Source organism: Streptomyces sp. NPDC005962, assembly GCF_040629205.1.
Lineage (GTDB): Bacteria > Actinomycetota > Actinomycetes > Streptomycetales > Streptomycetaceae > Streptomyces.
Map to the genome: position 1 here is coordinate 20,876 of NZ_JBEXVE010000042.1, position 18,123 is coordinate 38,998.

The 18,123-nt window shown below is 67.8% G+C and carries 18 protein-coding genes; 4 read left to right on the forward strand and 14 right to left on the reverse strand.

All coding sequences use genetic code 11. The features are described from left to right. Window positions 1-12: 12 nt before the first annotated feature. From ABZ370_RS40335 to ABZ370_RS40345, 3 genes are all read right to left on the reverse strand, one after another. Complete coding sequence (locus tag ABZ370_RS40335) at window positions 13-2,988, reverse strand: AAA family ATPase (protein WP_358632298.1); 2,976 nt, start codon at window positions 2,986-2,988, stop codon at window positions 13-15. Next, window positions 2,985-3,848, reverse strand: coding sequence for a class I SAM-dependent methyltransferase (locus ABZ370_RS40340; protein ID WP_358632301.1), 864 nt, complete (start codon window positions 3,846-3,848; stop codon window positions 2,985-2,987). The genes ABZ370_RS40335 and ABZ370_RS40340 overlap by 4 nt, the downstream gene beginning before the upstream one ends. Before the next feature lie 490 nt (window positions 3,849-4,338). Then, window positions 4,339-4,977 (reverse strand): DJ-1/PfpI family protein, encoded by a 639-nt coding sequence (locus ABZ370_RS40345; protein WP_358632304.1) that lies wholly within the window; start codon window positions 4,975-4,977, stop codon window positions 4,339-4,341. 196 nt (window positions 4,978-5,173) lie between these two features. Between ABZ370_RS40345 and ABZ370_RS40350 the strand changes: the two genes are divergently transcribed. Then, window positions 5,174-5,476, forward strand: coding sequence for a helix-turn-helix transcriptional regulator (locus ABZ370_RS40350; RefSeq protein ID WP_358632307.1), 303 nt, complete (start codon window positions 5,174-5,176; stop codon window positions 5,474-5,476). Window positions 5,477-5,617: 141 nt separating this feature from the next. Here the strand turns inward: ABZ370_RS40350 and ABZ370_RS40355 are convergent, their stop codons facing one another. The 11 genes from ABZ370_RS40355 to ABZ370_RS40405 form a co-directional block, all read right to left on the reverse strand. Then, a complete protein-coding gene (locus ABZ370_RS40355; protein WP_358632310.1) occupies window positions 5,618-6,052 on the reverse strand; it encodes a hypothetical protein in 435 nt (144 codons plus the stop codon). Further along, on the reverse strand, window positions 6,046-6,606 hold the full coding sequence (locus ABZ370_RS40360; protein WP_358632432.1) for an MFS transporter: 561 nt from the start codon (window positions 6,604-6,606) through the stop codon (window positions 6,046-6,048). The genes ABZ370_RS40355 and ABZ370_RS40360 overlap by 7 nt, the downstream gene beginning before the upstream one ends. Window positions 6,607-6,885: 279 nt before the next feature. After that, window positions 6,886-7,836: a PDR/VanB family oxidoreductase gene (locus ABZ370_RS40365; protein ID WP_358632313.1), complete on the reverse strand. Its 951-nt coding sequence runs from the start codon at window positions 7,834-7,836 to the stop codon at window positions 6,886-6,888. Next, a complete protein-coding gene (locus ABZ370_RS40370; RefSeq protein WP_358632316.1) occupies window positions 7,833-8,939 on the reverse strand; it encodes a cytochrome P450 in 1,107 nt (368 codons plus the stop codon). The genes ABZ370_RS40365 and ABZ370_RS40370 overlap by 4 nt, the downstream gene beginning before the upstream one ends. A gap of 137 nt (window positions 8,940-9,076) precedes the next feature. Beyond that, a complete protein-coding gene (locus tag ABZ370_RS40375) occupies window positions 9,077-10,066 on the reverse strand; it encodes an AraC family transcriptional regulator (protein WP_358632319.1) in 990 nt (329 codons plus the stop codon). Between the two features lie 17 nt (window positions 10,067-10,083). Beyond that, a complete protein-coding gene (locus ABZ370_RS40380) occupies window positions 10,084-11,754 on the reverse strand; it encodes an AMP-binding protein (RefSeq protein ID WP_358632322.1) in 1,671 nt (556 codons plus the stop codon). Between the two features lie 29 nt (window positions 11,755-11,783). After that, window positions 11,784-12,908, reverse strand: coding sequence for an FAD-dependent monooxygenase (locus tag ABZ370_RS40385; protein ID WP_358632325.1), 1,125 nt, complete (start codon window positions 12,906-12,908; stop codon window positions 11,784-11,786). Then, the gene (locus tag ABZ370_RS40390; RefSeq protein WP_358632328.1) at window positions 12,905-13,486 is read right to left on the reverse strand and encodes a flavodoxin family protein; all 582 of its coding nucleotides are present in this window, start codon (window positions 13,484-13,486) and stop codon (window positions 12,905-12,907) included. The genes ABZ370_RS40385 and ABZ370_RS40390 overlap by 4 nt, the downstream gene beginning before the upstream one ends. Beyond that, window positions 13,483-14,745 carry a hypothetical protein gene (locus tag ABZ370_RS40395; protein ID WP_358632331.1) on the reverse strand — a complete coding sequence of 421 codons (1,263 nt, stop codon included), beginning with the start codon at window positions 14,743-14,745 and terminating at the stop codon, window positions 13,483-13,485. Before ABZ370_RS40395 ends, ABZ370_RS40390 begins: the two co-directional genes overlap by 4 nt. Next, window positions 14,742-14,999, reverse strand: coding sequence for a hypothetical protein (locus tag ABZ370_RS40400; protein WP_358632334.1), 258 nt, complete (start codon window positions 14,997-14,999; stop codon window positions 14,742-14,744). The genes ABZ370_RS40395 and ABZ370_RS40400 overlap by 4 nt, the downstream gene beginning before the upstream one ends. Next, window positions 14,996-15,607, reverse strand: a complete 612-nt coding sequence (locus ABZ370_RS40405; RefSeq protein ID WP_358632337.1) for a VOC family protein — start codon at window positions 15,605-15,607, stop codon at window positions 14,996-14,998. The genes ABZ370_RS40400 and ABZ370_RS40405 overlap by 4 nt, the downstream gene beginning before the upstream one ends. A gap of 137 nt (window positions 15,608-15,744) precedes the next feature. On the opposite strand from ABZ370_RS40405, the gene ABZ370_RS40410 reads away from it, so the two are divergent. From ABZ370_RS40410 to ABZ370_RS40420, 3 genes are all read left to right on the forward strand, one after another. Then, window positions 15,745-16,623 carry an alpha/beta fold hydrolase gene (locus tag ABZ370_RS40410; RefSeq protein WP_358632340.1) on the forward strand — a complete coding sequence of 293 codons (879 nt, stop codon included), beginning with the start codon at window positions 15,745-15,747 and terminating at the stop codon, window positions 16,621-16,623. Window positions 16,624-16,771: 148 nt separating this feature from the next. After that, window positions 16,772-17,431: a TetR/AcrR family transcriptional regulator gene (locus ABZ370_RS40415; protein ID WP_358632343.1), complete on the forward strand. Its 660-nt coding sequence runs from the start codon at window positions 16,772-16,774 to the stop codon at window positions 17,429-17,431. A 299-nt stretch (window positions 17,432-17,730) separates the two neighbouring features. Continuing rightward, entirely contained in the window at window positions 17,731-18,024 is a 294-nt protein-coding gene (locus ABZ370_RS40420) for a hypothetical protein (RefSeq protein WP_358632345.1), read from the forward strand. The last annotated feature ends 99 nt before the right edge of the window (window positions 18,025-18,123 follow it).

Here is an 18,123-nt window from a genome sequence, read left to right on the forward strand (position 1 = left end):
ACAGTGAAGGGATCAGACAGGGAAGGGTCGTCCGGCATTGGTGTCCTCCGATTGCCTGGGATCGGAAAGTTCGGTGAGTCGAGTATCACTGCGCCGGCTCGGCCGCGGATCACGGCCGTGACCGAGAGGTTCCCTGCCGACGGCCGAAGTTCCGGCTTCGGCGCGGGAACCCACCGACTTCGACCGCCGGACAACGGGCTGACCGTCGGTGATCAGTGTCCACAGCGCACGGTTGCGGAACGCCTCGGGAAAGTCATCCCGCCCGGAGATACCCAGCTTGCGATAGGCGCTGGACAGGTGGAGTTCGACGGTACGGACGGTGATCTCCCGGAACTCCGAGATCTTGCGGTTCGTCATGCCGCGGACCGCGTCGATCAGGATCTCCCGCTCCCGTGCGGTGAGCGACAGGACCCCGCGCAGTGAGGGATGCTCGTGCGACGCCAGGACCTGCTGTCGGATACGGACGCTCAGCTCGATCGCCCCGCACTGGTCGGCCAACCGCGCCGCCCTGGTCAGCTCGGTGACCGCCTCGTCCCGACGCTTCTGCTGGGCCAGCACGCGGCCCAGATCGCCGGCCGCGTAGGCCAGATCGAGCTGACCCCGGGTCGGCTCCAGCACGGCCACGGCCTCCCGAAGCAACTCCTCCTTCGTGCCATCGGTGGCGACCTGGGCCAGGGCACGCAGACCACGGCCCCGCTCCAGCGGGGACCCGGTGTCCTCTGCGAACCGGACCTGGGAGTCGGCGGCCTGCCGCGCCCACCCGGTATAGCCGACCTGGGCCAACAGCCCGACACCGTAGATCCGCCAGGGAGCGGAGCCCACCAGTCCCAACCCCATTTCGGTGGCGCGCTCCCACAACTCCGTCAGGTCCGCCGCTGCCCGGTGGAGATCACCGTCCCCGGCGCGCAGGAAGGCCGACGCGAACAACAGGTTCCCGGCCCACCACGAGTCCGGCCGACGTTCCGGACCGTCATACCGCCGCAACAGCGCCTCGGCGTCATCGGTACGGCCCTCACAGAGCAGGACGAGGGCCAGCAGCCCGACCATCCGCGTGCGCAGTGGCCCGGGCCGGCCCGAGGTTGGCGGCAGCGCGGCCAGGGCGCTGTTCAGCTCGTTCTCGGCGGCGGTGAGATTCCCCTCCGCGAACGCGATCTGGGCCCGCACGAACAGCACGTCCGGTCGCTGCGTGTAGCGGGGCCCATAGGCTTCATCGTCGAGTTTGCGCAGGTGGGCCGCGGCCTCGGCCGGGTAGCCGCTCTCCACCAGCACGGTGAGGGCCGCGAGCAGCGCCAGCGGTTGGGTGTCGAGTTCGTCGATCTCGCGCTCCAGCGCGACTCGGGCAAACCGCAAGGCCGCCCGCGGGTCGTCATTGACCACATGACGGTACCCGGCGGCCAGACCGCTCGCGGCCGCCATCAACGCACCTCCATGAGCCTCCGGACGTTCGGCCAACGTGCTGGTGATCTTCGCCGCCGCCGGTGGTGGCTCGTCGGCCACCCGGCACAGTGTCCGGTAGGCCCGGTCCCAGCCGCGCAGCGCGGTTCCGGCCAGGGCCGCCCCGATCGCGTCCAGAATCGGCTGGTTCTCCTCGTCCGAGTCGGACAGTGTTCGTCCGATGTGGCTGATCAGCCGACGCAGCACGAACTCGTCGCGCGCCATCGGCAGCATCCCCACCACTGCTTCGAGCCCGGACACCGCATCGGGTTCGCCCCGCAGGTCGACGAGTTCGAGCATGGCCTCGCTCTGCTCGTGCCCGGACGCGCTGTCCACCACGAGCGTGAGATATCGCCGCGCGATGTCATGGTGGCCTTTGCGCCGGGCGATATCCGCCGCCCGCAACATCACACCGGCGGGCCAGGCGCCCTCCTGCGGTACGGTCGAAGCACTCAGGTGGGCCGCGACCATGTCGGCCGGGGCACCGTGTTCGTGCAGGTAGGCAGCCGTGGTCAGATGAACGGCATTGCGGGCCATCAGCGTCATGCCGCCGGTCAGTGCGACTCGCAGCAGTGGATGGCGCAGTTCCACGGCGTCGTTGTCGGCCACCAGACGCATCCGCACCAGCAGGTCAAGTGTCTTGAGGGCGTCGACCAACCCCAGCCCGGACAGGTGCGCGGCCATGGCGGTGTCCACACTGCCGAAGCGTCCCGCCACCGCGATCGTCTCGGCCAGCCGCACGGTGTTCAGGTCGGCGCAGAGTGCCGGCCCGAGGAGGTACTCGACGACGCCGGGGAGCACGACCTTGTGCACCGCCGTCGGTTCCGGAAGCGCGTCGCCCGCCATCAGCCACGCGCTCAGCGCGTCGAGCAGGAATGGATTGCCCGCGGTGGCGCGGTGGCAGGCGGTGGCCAGAGCGTTGTCGAGGCGGCGCCCGAGCCGGTCGCTCAGCATGGTGGTGGCCTGCTGTTCGGTCAGACCTGACAGGACGATTTCCCGTCCGCCGAGCAGGAGCCGGGCCAGTTCCGCCGGGGCCTGGGCCGACTCGCCCAGCCGGACCGACAGGACCAGGACAACCGACCGGCAGGCGCACACCTGGGTCACACGCTGGAGGAATTCCAGCGAGGCCGAGGAAGCGCGATGTACGTCGTCAACCGTCAGCACCACAAGCGCTTCGTCGGTAAGCACGTCGATCGCCGATCGGACCGCCTCGACCAGCGCCCTTTCCCACCCCATATCGGCGGCAGCCCCGGCACGCAGCAGCGCATCGCGGTGCGCGCCCTCGCCCGGGAGCCGCGCGGCCAGGGCGTGCGCCAGGTCGCCGGCCACCTTCGTGGCGTCATCGTGATCGGCCCGACCCCATGGCAACCGGATGGCCAGACCCCCCTGGAGCTCGACGTCATGGACGAACTGATCGAGTAGCGCCGTACGGCCGATACCCGCCTCGCCGGACACCACGTACCGGACCAGGCCCTCGGACATACTGTCCTGGCCGGCCTTGGCCAGCGCACGCCGCACGTCCCAGCGGCCTGCGAAGCTCCTGCGGTGGGTCACGAGCGCGCCGCCGGCCGAGCGACGAGTACGAGCCCCTGATCACCGATGGCGTGCGGCCGCTGGGCAAAATGGCGGTACAGCGCCGGCCGCAAGGCCTCCTTCATGTCCGCGGCACGCGGATGGCCCTCGTACCAGAAGTCGACGAGAACCCCCGCGGCTGCCACGACCCGCTCCTCCAGCGCAGATTCCGGGAAACGCAGGGCGGCTTCGGTCCGCCACACAGCCAGCCGGGAAAACCCGGCTTCGGCGAGAACCCGCGCGGCAGTCGCGAGCAGGAACCCCTGGTGATCGTGCGGTTCACCGGCCAGAGGTACACAGACTTGATTGAGCAGACTGACCAACTCATTGTCCCGGCCACCGCCGATGAGCACGATCCGGGCGGCCGCATCGGTCTCGTCGCAGACCCGGATCATCTCCCGCACAGCCCGCGCCACATCGTCGACGTAAGGCAACACCCAAGTGGCCACGACCGCGTCAAAGCTTCGATCCGGGAATGGCAGTGCCTCGGCGTGGCCGGGCAGCGCACGGATGGTCGCCGACCTGGTCCGCAGCGTCTCCACTCGCTCTCGATGAGGTTCGACAGTGGTGCACTGGTCCACCTGCGCCGCGATGGCACGGGTCAGATCGCCGGTACCGCCGCCGACGTCCAGCACCTGCCGACTACCGGACAGGGCGGTCAGAATGGCGGAGATCTCCTCGCCTCGTTCCAGACGCTCCGTGAAATTCAACCAGCCGCGATGACTCAGGCGATGGGGCCCGCGGTAATCCGCCGGCATCCGGTCCTCCGGACCGAAAAGCCACCGAATCTCGGTCTTGTCCAGTAAATCGAGGACGGAAAGCGGCGTCTCAAACGTGGTCACGAGGCCTCCAGGAGAGGATCTGAAATTTCCGATGGGACATTACTGGTCAGAGAATGGAGGGGAAGACCGCGCGCCCTCATCCATACAACCAGATCATGCGACTGTGTCGCGCTTCCCCATAGCGGCGATCCAACCGACCACTCCTCCCTTGCCCCAGGCATTTCCGAACAACCACTCCGGCCTCCCGGCCACGGGGACGAAGAACACGGGTGCTGGGTCTCCTGCGATGATAGACATAACCCCACTGCGCGGACTCCGGTCCGCCGTGCGTCATCAACTTCCGGCCTCTGCTGGTGACGTGGCATCGGTTCTTCCATAACTGCCATGGCCAGCCCCCACATCGCCTGCGGCTACTTCGGCGGACCACACGTCTGCTACATCCTCGAATAGAGCCCTCTGAATTTCGGATCAGTAACCGATGTGTGGCCGAAGCGATTTCGGCACTTGGGCAGGGCGGAGGTCCGGCGCGGTGGTCGGGTTCTCGGAGGGCTCAGTCCTTTTCCTGGAACAGCTCCCTGGCTCGGGCCGTGACCAGCGGGCCGGCCTTCACCACGCTGCCCGCGTCGAAAGGCGGCTGCGGGTCGTACTCCACCATCAGCTGCATGGCCTGCGCTGTCACCTTGTCGGTGAGCAGCTCTGCCAAGCGCAGAGCCATGTCGATCCCGGAGGAGACTCCAGCGGCAATGATGGTCCGCTGCTCCAGGTGCTCGACCACTCGGGTGGAGGCCGGAACGGCACCGAGCTCGGTCAGCTTGTCCATGAAGGCCCAGTGCGTGGTCGCTTCGAGACCGGGCAGCAGTCCTGCGGCCGCCAGGAGCAGAGATCCGGTGCAGACCGAGGTGGTGAAGCGGCTGGTGGCGTGGACCGACCGCAGCCAGGAGAGCAGGCCCTCGTCCTCCAGCAAGTCGAGAACGCCGATCCCACCGGGCACGATGACCACATCCGGCGCGACGACCTCGTCGAAGGTCTTGTCGACGGTCAGGCCGAGGTAGCCGTTTTCGGTCCGGACCTCTCCGCGCTGATGGCCCACGAAAGTCACCGTGGTGTCAGGCAGTCGCTGCAACGTTTCGTAGGGCCCGACTGCGTCCAGGGCGGTGAGACGAGGGAATAAGACGACGGCGATGTTCATTTGGGGAATCTTTCGTGTTCGGCCGGATCGATGTCGACGGCTGTCAGGTGACGTACTCGAAGTCCCGGAACTGGCACGGGGCAACGCTTGTCCCGCGGTCGCAGGGGCTGCGAGCGGCCGAGAGGACAAAGTAGTACGACGCACTTCGTAGTACGACGGGGACCGTACCACGAATAGGCTAGGTAGAGTTGAACTCATGCGAACGCTGCCTCATCCCGCGACGGAAGCGGTCCGGCTTGACACGGTCCTCGCCGCGCTCGCCGACCCCTTGCGCCGACGCATCGTGCGTCAGCTTTCCGAAGGGGACGAGGCGCAAGCTTGTGGTGCGTTCGACCTGCCGGTCACCAAATCGACGTCGACCCATCACTTCCGGGTGCTCCGCGAGGCGGGCGTCATCACGCAGTACTACCGCGGCAACAAGATCCTCAACCAGATGCGTGCAGACGACTTGGAAACCCGCTTCCCGGGCCTGTTGCAAGCAATCCTGGCCGCAGAGTAGGTGACCGTAGCCGGACCGTAGTCCCCCTTCACCGGGCCGTAGCGATGCGCCGCCGTGGCCTCTCGCCTGAGCAGGTCGACGACGCCATACACCTCTACAATCTCGGCTGGTCGCTGGCGCGGGCCGGCGATCACCTGGGGGTCAACCGCACCACTGTGCTGAACAAGCTGCGTGAACGCGGCATCCCCACGCGAGAAAGCCATGGGCGTCCGCGCCAGGAGCTACACCGCAGGATTCTCCTGGACGGTATCGGCGAGCCGGGCGGCGGGTTCCCGGGTGCAGGCTGCGGAGGGTGAGCACAGCGACGAGGCTGACAACGGAAGCGATGCACAGCGCGGCGACGATCGACCCGATGAACAGACCCACCCGAGACCCGGACTCGACCAGCGCGAAGTATGGGTATGCCCAGACGGTGATGCCCAGGGTACCGGCGATGAGGACTCGTTTGCGGCCGATGCGACCGGCGAGCAGGGCGCCGAAGGGAAGAGCCGCGCACCAGAAGAGTGCAGCCACGATAGTGGCGGTGAGCATCGTCGACGCGGTGAACAACTTCTCCCGGGCCGCGTAGCTCAGCACGAAAGCGAGCAGGAGATTCTCCAGCGTCGAACTGCCAATGGCGATGCCGGAGGCCGACATCCAGATCCGTGGGGCGCGGAGCACGTCGACGATCGGCGCCCGGTGTGCTGGCGACGGATGCGCTCGAACTCGGGGCTCTCATCCAGCTTGAGTCTGATCACGAGACCGATGACGACCAGCACGGCACTGGCCAGGAATGGGATGCGCCATCCCCAGCTCAGGAAACCCTCGTCCCCGGCTCCGATCCGGACCACCAGGAACACCAGGCTGGACAGCACAACGCCGAGCGGCAGCCCTACCTGTGGCAGCGAGCTGAACAGGGTGCGCTGTGCGTGGGTGCGGGCGTGCTCGAGGGCCAGCAGAGTCGCGCCGCCCCATTCGCCACCGACGGCCAGTCCCTGTGCGATGCGGACCAGCACGAGCACGATCGGAGCGGCGACACCGATCGTGGCGTAGGTCGGCAGCAGGCCGATCAGTGCGGTGCCGACGCCCATGACGAGCAGGGACACCACGAGCATGCGCTTGCGCCCGAGCCGGTCGCCGAAGTGGCCGATGAGCGCCGCCGACCGGCCGGGCGACGAAACCGATGGCGAAGGTTGACAGTGCGGCGAGGTTGCTCGCCACGGCGGATGAGCTCGGGAAGAACTGCGGGGCGAAGACGAGCGTCGCGGCGAGGGCGTAGATGAATAAGTCGTACCACTCGATGGTCGTGCCGATCAGCCCGGCGAGGGCTACCCGCCAGGGACGGGCAGACGCGCCTGCGGACTTGGCTTGGGACATCGTTGTCCTCCGGGGGTCGTGACGGCCACGCCTCGCCCGATCGGGCGAGCTGGTCAGCGGTCGAGTACGAGCCGGGGCGTGAAAGACCGGGAGACGCAGGGCAGGATCCGGTCGCCCGCCGACTTCGCCTCCTCGGTCAGGACCGAATCCCGGTGGTCCGGACGGCCGTCGAGGACGGGCGTCTCGCAGGTACCGCAGGTGCCTTCCTCGCACGAGGTGAGCACGTCGACGCCCGCCTCGATCAGCACGTCGACGATTGACCGGCCGGCGGGCACCATCAGCTCGGCCCCGGTCGAGGCGATGCGCACCGTGAACGGCGAGTCCGCGGGCGAGGAGTCGATCTCCTTCGGCGAAAACCGTTCCGTGCGCAGACGCAGTCCGCGACGTGCGCACGCCGCCTCGGCCGCACGGATCAGCGGCTCGGGCCCGCAGCAGTAGACGCATGCCTGCCGGCCCGCGTCGTCGAGTGCGCCGTCGAGGTCGATCAGGCCGCTCTCGTCGAAGGGCAACAGGTGCACCCGGCTAGCGTCGACAGCCTGAAGGTCGTCGACGTAGGCCATGGAAGCCCGGGTCCGGCCGCCGTAGTGCAGTGTCCAGTCAGCACCGTCACGGGCCACCGCGCGGATCATGGTCAGCAGCGGCGTGATCCCGATCCCGCCCGCGAGGAACACGTAACGGGGCCACGGTTCGAGCGGGAAGTGGTTGCGGGGGCTGCTGACGAAGATCCAGTCGCCCTCGTGGAGCCGTTCGTGCAGCCAGGCCGAGCCGCCCCGGCCCTCGGCCTGCCGCAGAACGGCGATCCGGTAGCTGGTGCGGTCGCCGGGATCACCGCACAGCGAGTACTGGCGGACGAACCCGGCTCCGGTCACCACGTCGATGTGCGCGCCGGGCTGCCATTCCGGCAGGTCGCCGCCCTCGAGAGGATGCAACTCGAACTCGGCCACGTCGATCGCGATGGCCCGACGTGTGCCGACGGCAAGCTGGAGTTCCGCGGAGCCGTTCATGCGGCGGTTTCCGGGGTGAAGGTGACGGGGAGAGCGAAGTGGGTCATCAGGGATCCGCCGACCAGGCCGCTCTCGACTGGCTCCCCGTCGAGACGGAGGTCCGGCAGCCGGTCGAGGAGGCGGCTGAGGGCGATCCGGAGTTCGGCCCGGGCGAGGTGCTGGCCCTGGCAAACATGCGGACCCGCGCCGAAACTGAGGTGCCGGTTCCGCGATCGGTCGCGTTCGAACTCCTCCGGGTCGCTGAATTCTCGCGGATCCCGGTTGGCGGCCGCGAGGTCGAGCAGAACGCGACCACCCTCCGCGAGTTCCTGATCGCCGACCTGGACCGGGCACCGGAGCGTGCGCGCGAACAGCTGCAGTGGTGTGGTCAGTCTCAGGCTTTCCTCGATCACCCGAGGCAGCCCCGCTCGATCGGCGAGAAGATCGTCTCGGAGGCCGGGCACCGTCAGCACGTGCCGGATGAGTCCGCCGAGTGCGGAGCCCGTCGAGTGATGGCCACCGACGATGTAGGCCAGCATCAGCCCGGTGGCGCCGGCCTCGTCGATCTCCTTGCCTGCTACGGCGCCGCTCGCCATCTCGGTGAGCATGTCGTCCTGGGGGTTCTCCCGGCGGTCCGCCAGCCAGCGCTGGGTATGGTCGGAGAACTCGGCGAACCGCGCCGGGAACTCCGCGGATCCAAGCGCGGCGAACAACGCCGCGGCGATGCCTCGAGCGCGCACCGCCTCGGTCTGGTCGAGGCCGATCATCCGCCCGATCACAATCGCGGGCAGTGGCTCTGTGAGCTGGTCGACCAGGTCGGCCTTGCCAACGGTCGCGAACTCGTCGATTAGGAGGTCCACGACCTCGGTGATGACGGGTTCGAACGCCCGCACAGCGCGTGGGGTCAGCGGGCCGTCGAGGGCCCTGCGCCACTCGGAGTGTTCAGGCTCGTCGAATTCCAGAGCGGGGACGGGCGGCAACAAGTCACTCGCCGGGATGTGCACTCCGTCCGCCGAGGAGAACGACCCCGTGTCGGTCAGCGCGGCGCGGACGTTCTCGTAGCGGGTCAGGAAGTCGAATCCGCTATGCCGCTCGCTGTGCACGACCGGGCAGGCCTCGCGCATCTCCGTGTGAGCCCAACGGACATCCGATGTGGAGCGTGTGTCGTCGAGGTGGTCGAAGGCGGGAATTTGTTTGTTCATAACGATTCCTTCGTCTGCACTGACGGTGCGCCAAGTCTGCCCAGGGTGACTCGAGCGGTCTATCCGCTTCGCGCGGTCCTGTCCGTGATGCGCGAGGCGTGCAGTGTGGTCGAGGGTGTGATCCCGTAGCACAGCCGGTAGTGACGTGCGAACCGGCCGAAGTGGAGGAACCCGCACGCCAGGGCGATGTCGGCGACGGAACGGGTCTCCTCGGCCGCGGACAGCATCCGGTGCGCCCGCTTCAGTCGCAGCTCGCGGTGGTATCCCGTCACCGTCGTGCCGAACCGTGAACGGAAGCCTTCCTGCAGCGTTCGCAGGCTCACTCGCGCCTTACGGGCCAGTTCCTCGGGCGTCATCGGCGACGCCGGATCCGCCTTGAGGGCATCGGCGGCGACGCCGGCGGCACGGTACCCGCGAGCACCGCCGCCGCGGAACATCGCGTGGTCATGATCGTGGGGCTGGGCGAGCAGGAGCGCCGTGACGAGCGTTCGCTCCAGCTCGAGACCAGCGCTCGGCAGCAGGATGGCCGAGTCGAACCGGTCCACTGTGTCCACTGCGAGCCGCAGCAGCCCGGGCCAGGGCGAGCCGTCGGGCACCGCCAGCCCGAAAACCAGTCGGTCCGCGGGCTCGGCCCCGAGCCGGGAGTAGCCCTGTTCGACGACGTCCCGGGGCAGCTTCGCCGCGACCTGCACGGTTCCGGGCGCGAAACGCAGACGCAACCGTTCGCTGGGCGAGACGATGCACGCCTGTCCGGCTTTGGCCTGGCGACTGCCGACGTCCGTGACGATGTCCATCGCTCCACCCAGGATGAGTTGGAGCGTGTAGTACTCCATCGGCACGAGCGCGGTCACTTCCGTGTCGCCGTGGTAGACGGCGTACAGCAGCGTCGACGAGCCGATGTCCACGGTGTGCAGCCGGGCGCCGAACTCCGCGGGCCGTGCCACGCGAAGCCGGTGCGAAGACATCACCTGCCCGCACGTGGACTCGGCCTCGTCGACGTCGGTCGTCCGCAGCCTCGTGTGCCGGTGCAGTGGTACCGGGGTCGTCATCTCTATCCTCCGATTGCCTACCCGGGCTCGACGCCAAGCGTTTCCGCGATCTCCCGCAGGCGGCGGCGGTCGATCTTCCCGACCTCGCTCACCCGCGGCATCTCCGGGAGCACGACAATCCGCTCCGGCCACTTGTATTTCGCAACCTCGAGGCGTTCGAAGTGGGTGCGTACCTCGGCGAGGTCGATCTCCAGGCCGTTCCGGGTCACGACGAAGGCACAAGCCCGCTCCCCCAGGCGCGGGTCCGGCATCGCCACGAGGGCGGCCTCGGCGATCGCGTCGTGGGAGCTGAGGAGGAGTTCGACCTCCTCGGTGTTGATCTTCTCGCCGCCTCGGCTGATCATGTTCTTGATGCGGCCCTCGACGGTGTAGCACCGGACGCCGGCGATCGTCCGTTCCGCCATGAGGTCACCGGTGCGGTAGAACCCGTCGGCGGTGAAGGCTCGCCGGTTGTGCTCGGCCGCGTCGAAGTAGCCGTGCAGGGTGTAGGGACCGCGGGCACACAGCTCGCCCATCTCGCCCGGTGCCACCTCCTGCTCGGTTCCTGGTTCGTACAGCCGGATTTCGTCCGCGGGCGAAATCGGCACCCCCACGCTCGCCGCGCGGGCCTCGAGTGGGAAGTCGAGCGGGGTGGTGAGGCAGAGTCCCTCGCTCATCCCGAAGATCTGCCCGCCCCAGATCCCCAGCGCGTCCAGCGCCGCCATGCACCGACGGGGTACCTTCTTGCCGCTGAACAGCACCCGCCGCAGCGTGGTCGCGGCGGCCAGGCCCGGGTCCAGGGCAAGATCGAAGACGAACGGACCGAGCAGGGCGTCGGTTGCCCCGTTCCGGACGACGAGGTCGAGCGCGGCCGAGGCGTCAGGAACTCCGAGCACGAGGGTGGCCCCGACGCTGTGCGGGCCCTGCAGACCGATGATGATGCCCGCGTTGTGCACGATCGGCATCAGGAACGCGATGCGGTCCCCGGGGCCCCACGCCATTGCGCGGGCGAGGCTCGCACCGTAGTGCCAGTAAGGGGCCTGCAGGCACGGGATCACCTTGGGCACCCCGGTGGTGCCACCGGAGAGCTGGAACACCGCGAGCGACTGCATACCAAGTGCGCCCTGGATGCCCTCGACGATCCCGCGGGCCTCGGCAACGTCGATGTCGTCCCCCAGGCGGTCCAGTTCGACGGCTCGAGGGTCGTCGGCCGGGCCGCCGGAGACCAGGACCGCGCGCTCCACGCCGGCTGCCGCCGCCTGTTCGATAGCGAAGGCGACGAGGTCGAAGCGGGGATCGCGGGCCGCGACGAGGTGGGCGACCGGACGGGTCTGTCGCGCGATCTCGCCGATCTCGTGGCCGCGGTGCAACGGAAGCGTGCACACGGGCACGAGGCCGGCTTTGAGCAGGGCGTACCAGGCGATCACCGTGTTGGCGGTGTTGTGCACCTGTAGCAGGACGGCCCCGCCCGGCTTCAGCCCGAGCCGATGGAGGCCTGCGGCGCGTTGATCGCTGATGCGGTCCAGCTCCGCGAAGGTCAATCGGATATCACCGCAGATCAGTGCGTCCCGGTCGCCGTGCTCCTGTGCGACGGTGTGCAGGTGTTCGGCGATGGTGGCTGGTTCCCACAGCCCCTCGCGGACGTAGCGAGCCTCCTCTTCGGCCGGATAGCGGATGAGTTTCTCGGGGATATTGGGAGCAAGCGTCATCGCGTGCCTCTCCTCGTGCGACGCCGTGGTCAACGTAGGTCGCGTTCGTAGCCGAGGACGACATCGCGGTTCTCCCGCCGGAATTCCCGGTAGGAGACCCGTCCGGTGCGCATCAGGTACTCGAGCGCGAACTTCGTTGGATGGGTGATCGTGCGGGACGGGAGCCCTTCGTACCAGGCGATGCTGCGCTTTGCGGCGGCTTGGAAGGCGTCCGCGACGGGTTTGCGCACCCGCTCGAACTCCTTGAGCCCCATCTCGATGTCCCAACCGGCGCCCGTCAGTGCTTGCGTTAGGTAGACGGCGTCACGCATCGCGAACCGGGTGCCGGATCCGATCGACGGGTGAACGGTGTGCAGGGCATCCCCGATCAGCACAAGGTTGCGATGGGCCCACCGCGCGCAGCTGACGAACTTCGTCTGAAACCACGGAGAGTGGTTACTCTGCAGGGGCGCACCGTCCAGCGAGTCAGCGAAGAGCCGTTCGCACAGTTCGCGGGACTCGTCCTCGGTCATGCCGGCGAACCCGAGCCGGTCGAACGTCTTCTGGCCGACCTCGACGGTGAAGTTGCTCATCTCAGCGGAGAACCGGGAGGCGTGCACCATCAGCACCCCGTACTCGCTGTTCTGGAGGATGATCGACGGCGAGTAAGGCTTGGGGGTTCCGTACCAGGCCAGCCAGTTGCTGCCTAGTTCGACAGTGGGCAGGAAGTGCTCGGCGAAGCGCTCACGGGTCCGGCTGTTGACGCCGTCGGCCCCGATCACCAAATCCCAGTCGGCCAGGTCGCTTTCGGTCACGACCGCGTCGCAGTCGTGCTCGATGCGCACCCCGGCTTCGAGAGCAGCCTTCTCCAGGGTGGCCAGAAGCGACCAGCGGGCGTTGAGGTGGCTGCGGCCGACCTGAACCGGCACGTCCACGCCGTCCAGACTGAGGACCATCCGATCATGGCGTGTATTGGTGGTGAGCGCGTCGATCACATCCGGTGCCGCCGGCCGGAGCGCGTCCGCCGCGCTCTCGCTGAACGCCACGCCCCAACCGTAAGTCACACCGTGCGGGTTCTGCTCCCTGACGTGGATTTCGGCGGTCGGAACGGCTCGTTTGGCGATGATCGAGAAAAATAGGCCCGCGGGCCCGCCGCCGGTCACCAGGATCTTCACTGTCCACCTCCCTGCCACGACGCGACGTGACGCGCGATGCGCCCACCGAGCGCCGAAGCCGTTCGCAAGTCACTGTCCCGCATGCCTTCCAGCCCCTGGTCCGAATTGGACTGCGCCATGGCTCCGGCATAGGCGCCGAGCCGGTTCAGCGCGGCATCGGAACCTGTGCTGCGTCCGTTGCCATCCAGCAGGCCGAGCCCGATCCACACCATCCCGTGCTGCATGGCGAAGAGCCAGAGCTGGGTGAGGGTGTTGAGCTTGTCCCCGGAATGACCGCTGGAGTTGGTGAAACCGGCGGCGAGCTTGCCCTTCCAGCCCTGGTCCAGCCAGATCTTCGCGCTGGCCTCCATGAACGTTTTGAACACAGCCGAGCCGCTGCCCATGTAGGTCGGGGTACCGAAGATCAGCGCGTCGCAGTGGTCGAGCTGACGGGGATCGGCGGCGACCTCCTCGGCGAAGTACAGGGCGACGTCGATGCCCGGGACCGAGGCGGCGCCTTCTCCCACTGCCCTGGCTTGGGCGGCGGTATGGCCATAGCCGCTGTCGTAGACGACTCCAATGGAGCCCACTTCGTTCACCTCGTTCTCAGTGGTGGTGCGATGGCGAAACGATCGGCCAGCCAGCGGTCGACGTGGACGGCGGCGGCGGCGTACCCGGTGGGCTCGCCATCCACGATGGGCTGGCCGAAGTGCTGGCCCCGCACGACATGGCAGATCTTGTCTTCGTCGGCCAGCGCGTCGAACATGCGGGCGCTGACGTTGGGGAGTGCTGCTTGGTCGCCGCTGAACTCCAGGTAGAGCGTCGGCAGGCGCACTCCGGCCGCGCACCGCACGAAGTCCGCGTTGGTGTGGTTCGCCGACCAGGTGGACAACCACGCATCGGGGGTTGTCAGCCTGCCAAAGCCCACCAGACCGTAGTTGATCAGATCCGGGCGGCGGCCGAACAACGAGCCGTAGTGCCGGTCGTTCGGATCGATCGACAGGTCGACGTAGCAGGGGTCCGCGTCGGTGCGGTAGGTGGTGATGATCCTCGGGGCGAGGCCGATCCGCCGGTCGGCAGGATCCCTGGTGCGCGCGAACCGGGCACGGGCGTTGGAGGCCTCGGCGGCCAACTCGACAGCGCGGGCATCGATCCGGCCGATCCGATCCTTCTGGGCCGCGCGGTAGGCATTGAGGAAGTCGACGCTGTAGCGGCTTTGCTCAGGCGGCTCGGCGAACCCGTTCCCCGGCGAGTACATGTCCAGCGCGGGATCCACCGACATCGGGTCCGACTCGTCGGTGACGGACGGGTCGATGCAGTGCAGCAACACCTTTCCCTGTCCCGGGTGCGGCGCGAGGAAGATCGCGCCGTCCGGCACGGGCATCTGCGCGCCCGCCAGTGCGATCGGCCTTCCTGCCGGTGTCACGTCCAGCCGCAGCTGCGGTTCCAAGGACGCTTGCTCGATGTAAAAGGCCGACAGGGTTCCGCCGCCGGAGTGGCCGAAGGTCAGTACCGCCTCGAACCCGGTGTCCCGGAGGAACACCTGCCCCGCCGCGGCGTCCAGCACCGTCTGCTCGTGGACCAGGGCGATGTCGTTGTTGGGCGAGCGGGAGCCCTGGGTCCAGACCGAGACGCCGCCTTGCAGGAGCAGCGGGATCATCGGGTGGTGCGTCATCGACTGACGCGGGTGCATGACGGTGACCACCGTCGTCGCACCGTCGAGGGCGTACAGCTCTCCCTCGACCTTGGCGCCGTCGAAGGTGGTGAGCTGATGAGTGCTCACGGTGACGCCAGGCGGCGCCTGTGCCGTGTGGATGTCCCGGCCCGCTCCGAGGCGGTCCACGGCCAAGGTGCTCATTCCCCGGCTCCGGTGGGTTCGACCACGAGCTCCGAGGAGTCCCAGCGAGTCACCTGGCCGCCCTCGACAGCGGCGACCGAGCTGTACCAGACGGCGTTGCGGCAAACGGTGGCGTTGCGGTCGATCCGGATCGACCCGGGCGCGGCGACCTCGAGGTAGGGCCCACGCCGCCGGACGGTCACGTCGGGGTCCTTGCTCGCCACCTCGGCCAGGGGACGGAAGTACTCGACATCGAGGACGAACAGCGTGGTCATGCGAACGTCACCAGCTCCGGCTCACCCTCGTACCGCTCCGCGATCAGCTTCGCCTTACGCGCGAAGAACTTCTCCAGCGAAGGCTCGGGCTCACCGGTCACCTCCATGAGCGCGTCGACGCTCAGGTTGGCGTCGATATCGTCCTCGGTGGTGATCGCCCGCAGTGGACGGGTGATCTCCATCAGGTAGCCGTTGGGATCGGTGACGTAGATCGACTCCACCGTCTCGTGCCGCACCTGCAACTCGCACGGCCAGTCGCTCGCGTCCAGCCGGCGCCGGTACTCCAGCAGATCCTCCTCGCTGTCGACGTGGATCGCGAGGTGCCGGGCGCGGTGGAGCAGATCGGGAATCTCCGCGTCGCGGTAGGGCACGACGCCGAAGTAGTAGAAGAACGCCAGCCGGTCGCCGTTGCCGATGTCGAAGAAGAAGTGGATGAAATCCGGGTGGTTCCCGGGTCCCCAGCCGAGCGCGCAGGTCGCGTGGACGACCGGGAAGCCAAGGACGTCCCGGTAGAAGGCGATGGTCGCTCGCGGATCGAACGTCGGAAACGCCGCGTGGTCGACGCCCCGCACCGTGTGCGCCAGCGGGTCCCGCTCCAGGGATGACATCTGCGTACTCCTCTCGCGATGAACTGTGTGGCATCGAGCGTAAAACGCCGTGTCAGACTCGTCAATATACTGACGACCGAGTATCGTTGTCGGGTGGAATGGCCAGTTGACGCAACGCTGCGAAGGAGTGGCGAGACATGACGACGACACGCGTCGATCTCCCGGTCGACGGGCGGAGGATCGCCGGGGCAACGTCCGGCGCCGGTGCGACCGGGGCACCGCTGGTCGTGGCCCTGCACGGTGGTGGCTACAACTCCGGGTACTTCGACGTGCCCGGTCACTCGCTGCTCGACCTCGGCGCGGCGACCGGGTTTCCCGTGGTCTCGCTCGACCGCCCCGGCTACGGCGGGAGCGACCCGCTTCCTGGCGGTCAAGCGACCTTCGGCCACGGCGCCGAGGCCCTCGACGCCGCGATCGGCGAGCTGTGGACCGACTACGGCGAGGGGCGCCCGGGCGTGGTCCTGGTCGCCCACTCCATCGGCTCGGCCATCGCCGTGCACATCGCCGCACGTCGCCCGCGCTGGCCGCTTCTGGGCATCTCGATACACGGCGTTGGGGACCGGTCCCCCGAGCACATCGTCGGCGCCTGGCGTGCCATGCCCACGGACGAGCCGGTAGAACTCCCACCAGAGCAGCGACGCGCTCTGTTGTACGGCCCGGAGGGGACCGTTGGTGTCGACGTCATGGAATTGGCGAAAGCCTCCGCGGAGACTGTTCCTCTCGGGGAGATGCTCGAAATCGTCGGGGACTGGCCGCGGAACGTGGCGAAGCTCGCCGCCGCGGTCGTCGTTCCCGTGCAGTACACGCTGGCCGAGTACGACGGGCTGTGGATCGTCAACGAGAGTCGGGTGGCGACGTTTGCCGGGTACTTCACCTCCGCCCCGTGGGTGGACGCCAGGCTCCAGGCGGGCGCTGGTCACAACCTCGACCACCACCGTCTCTCGCGTACGCTGCACCTGCGGCAACTGGCCTTCGCGTGCGAATGCGCGGCGCGGGTGTCCGCGGCCCGCGACTAGGATGACCGCCAACAGCACAGGATGGTCGGGCGGCGGGCTCACAACCCGAGGGGTGGATGTGGTGACCACGGAAGGCTCTGGGGCACAGGGGCGCTCCGGTGGGCGCCCGGAGTCCCGCCGAGGCGCAACGCCCCGGCGCAAGCTGGTGATGAGCGAGATCGTCGACCAGGCGATGCGACTCTTCGCGGAACGCGGCTACGACGGGACCACCCTGCAGGACGTCGCGGACGCGGTCGGGTTGAGCCGGCCCAACCTCTACAACTACGTCAAGAGCAAGGAAGAGTTGCTCGTCGCGATGGTCGAGGCGACGGCCCAGAGCGCGGCGAACTCGTTGCGGGACGTTCGGCAGCGCACGGATCTCGACAGCGCCGAGAAGCTGCGCATGCTCGTGCGCACCCTGGTCCTGCGCCGCGCCGAACAGCCGGAGCAGTTTCGTACGCTCGATCGCAGCGACCAGGCGCTCCCGCCGGAGGTCGCGAAGAAGCACCTTCAGGTCCGTCGTGCCGTCCTCCGCGAGATCACCGCCGTCCTCGAGGAGGGAGTCACCGCAGGCCTCTTCCGCCCCGTCGACGTGCACATCACGGCACTGTCGATCATCGGCATGTGCAACTGGGTGGCCTGGTGGTTCCACCCGTCTCCGGCGCATCCAGCCGAACCAGTGGCCGAACAGATCGCGGACAACGCGGTGGCAATGGTGGCCAGGGACGCCGGGCGAACCCCGGACGCACCGACTCCGCTCGGGGCTGTTGCGATGCTCCAGCAGGACCTCGACTACCTGACCCGCCTCCTCACCCTAGACAATGGGTGAGGCGACCCTCCCCGACCGGTGTAACGCCAGGGAGTAGTGAACGTGGTCCCGGGCAAGCCCGCCGTTGCGGCACGGTAGTGAGTCCTCATGGCCCAACCAAGAAACGGCATGGCACCGCCGAACACCGGGATCACGCCCTGCCCGACCTCTCCGGCAGGGCAGCGGAGTCGGCTCCCCGATCGGAAGCCTGAATAACGAAACAGACACGAATCGCTGATGTCTGTCCAAAATCCGCGGTGGAGGTTGAGGGAGCTTACTCGAACACAAAGGACCAGGTCAAAGCGCTGGAAACACTGCGAATGAAGCTGCGGGACCTGGATGAGCCGCCCCAACCGACACCGAAGCGGGCCAAGCCCGGCCGCACCCGACGACTCCCCGACGCCCAGGTGCAGCAACTGATCGCCGACTACAAGTCCGGCTCCACCGTCTACGAGCTGGGTGATCAGTTCGGCATCGAGCGACGCACCGTGTCCGCGATCCTGCATCGCCACGGCGCGATCTCCCACAGCCCGTCCGGAACAATCCAACTCCACGTTCCCCTCCCCATATACGGTTTAACGAACCAACCCCACATAGGACACGGTCTTAACTAATTCCTCGGCAATTCCCAGACTTGGATTTACGTGACCACTTTGCGGGATTGACATGAACGCGATATACCCATGCCGGGGGGCGTCACGGGGCGGCGAACG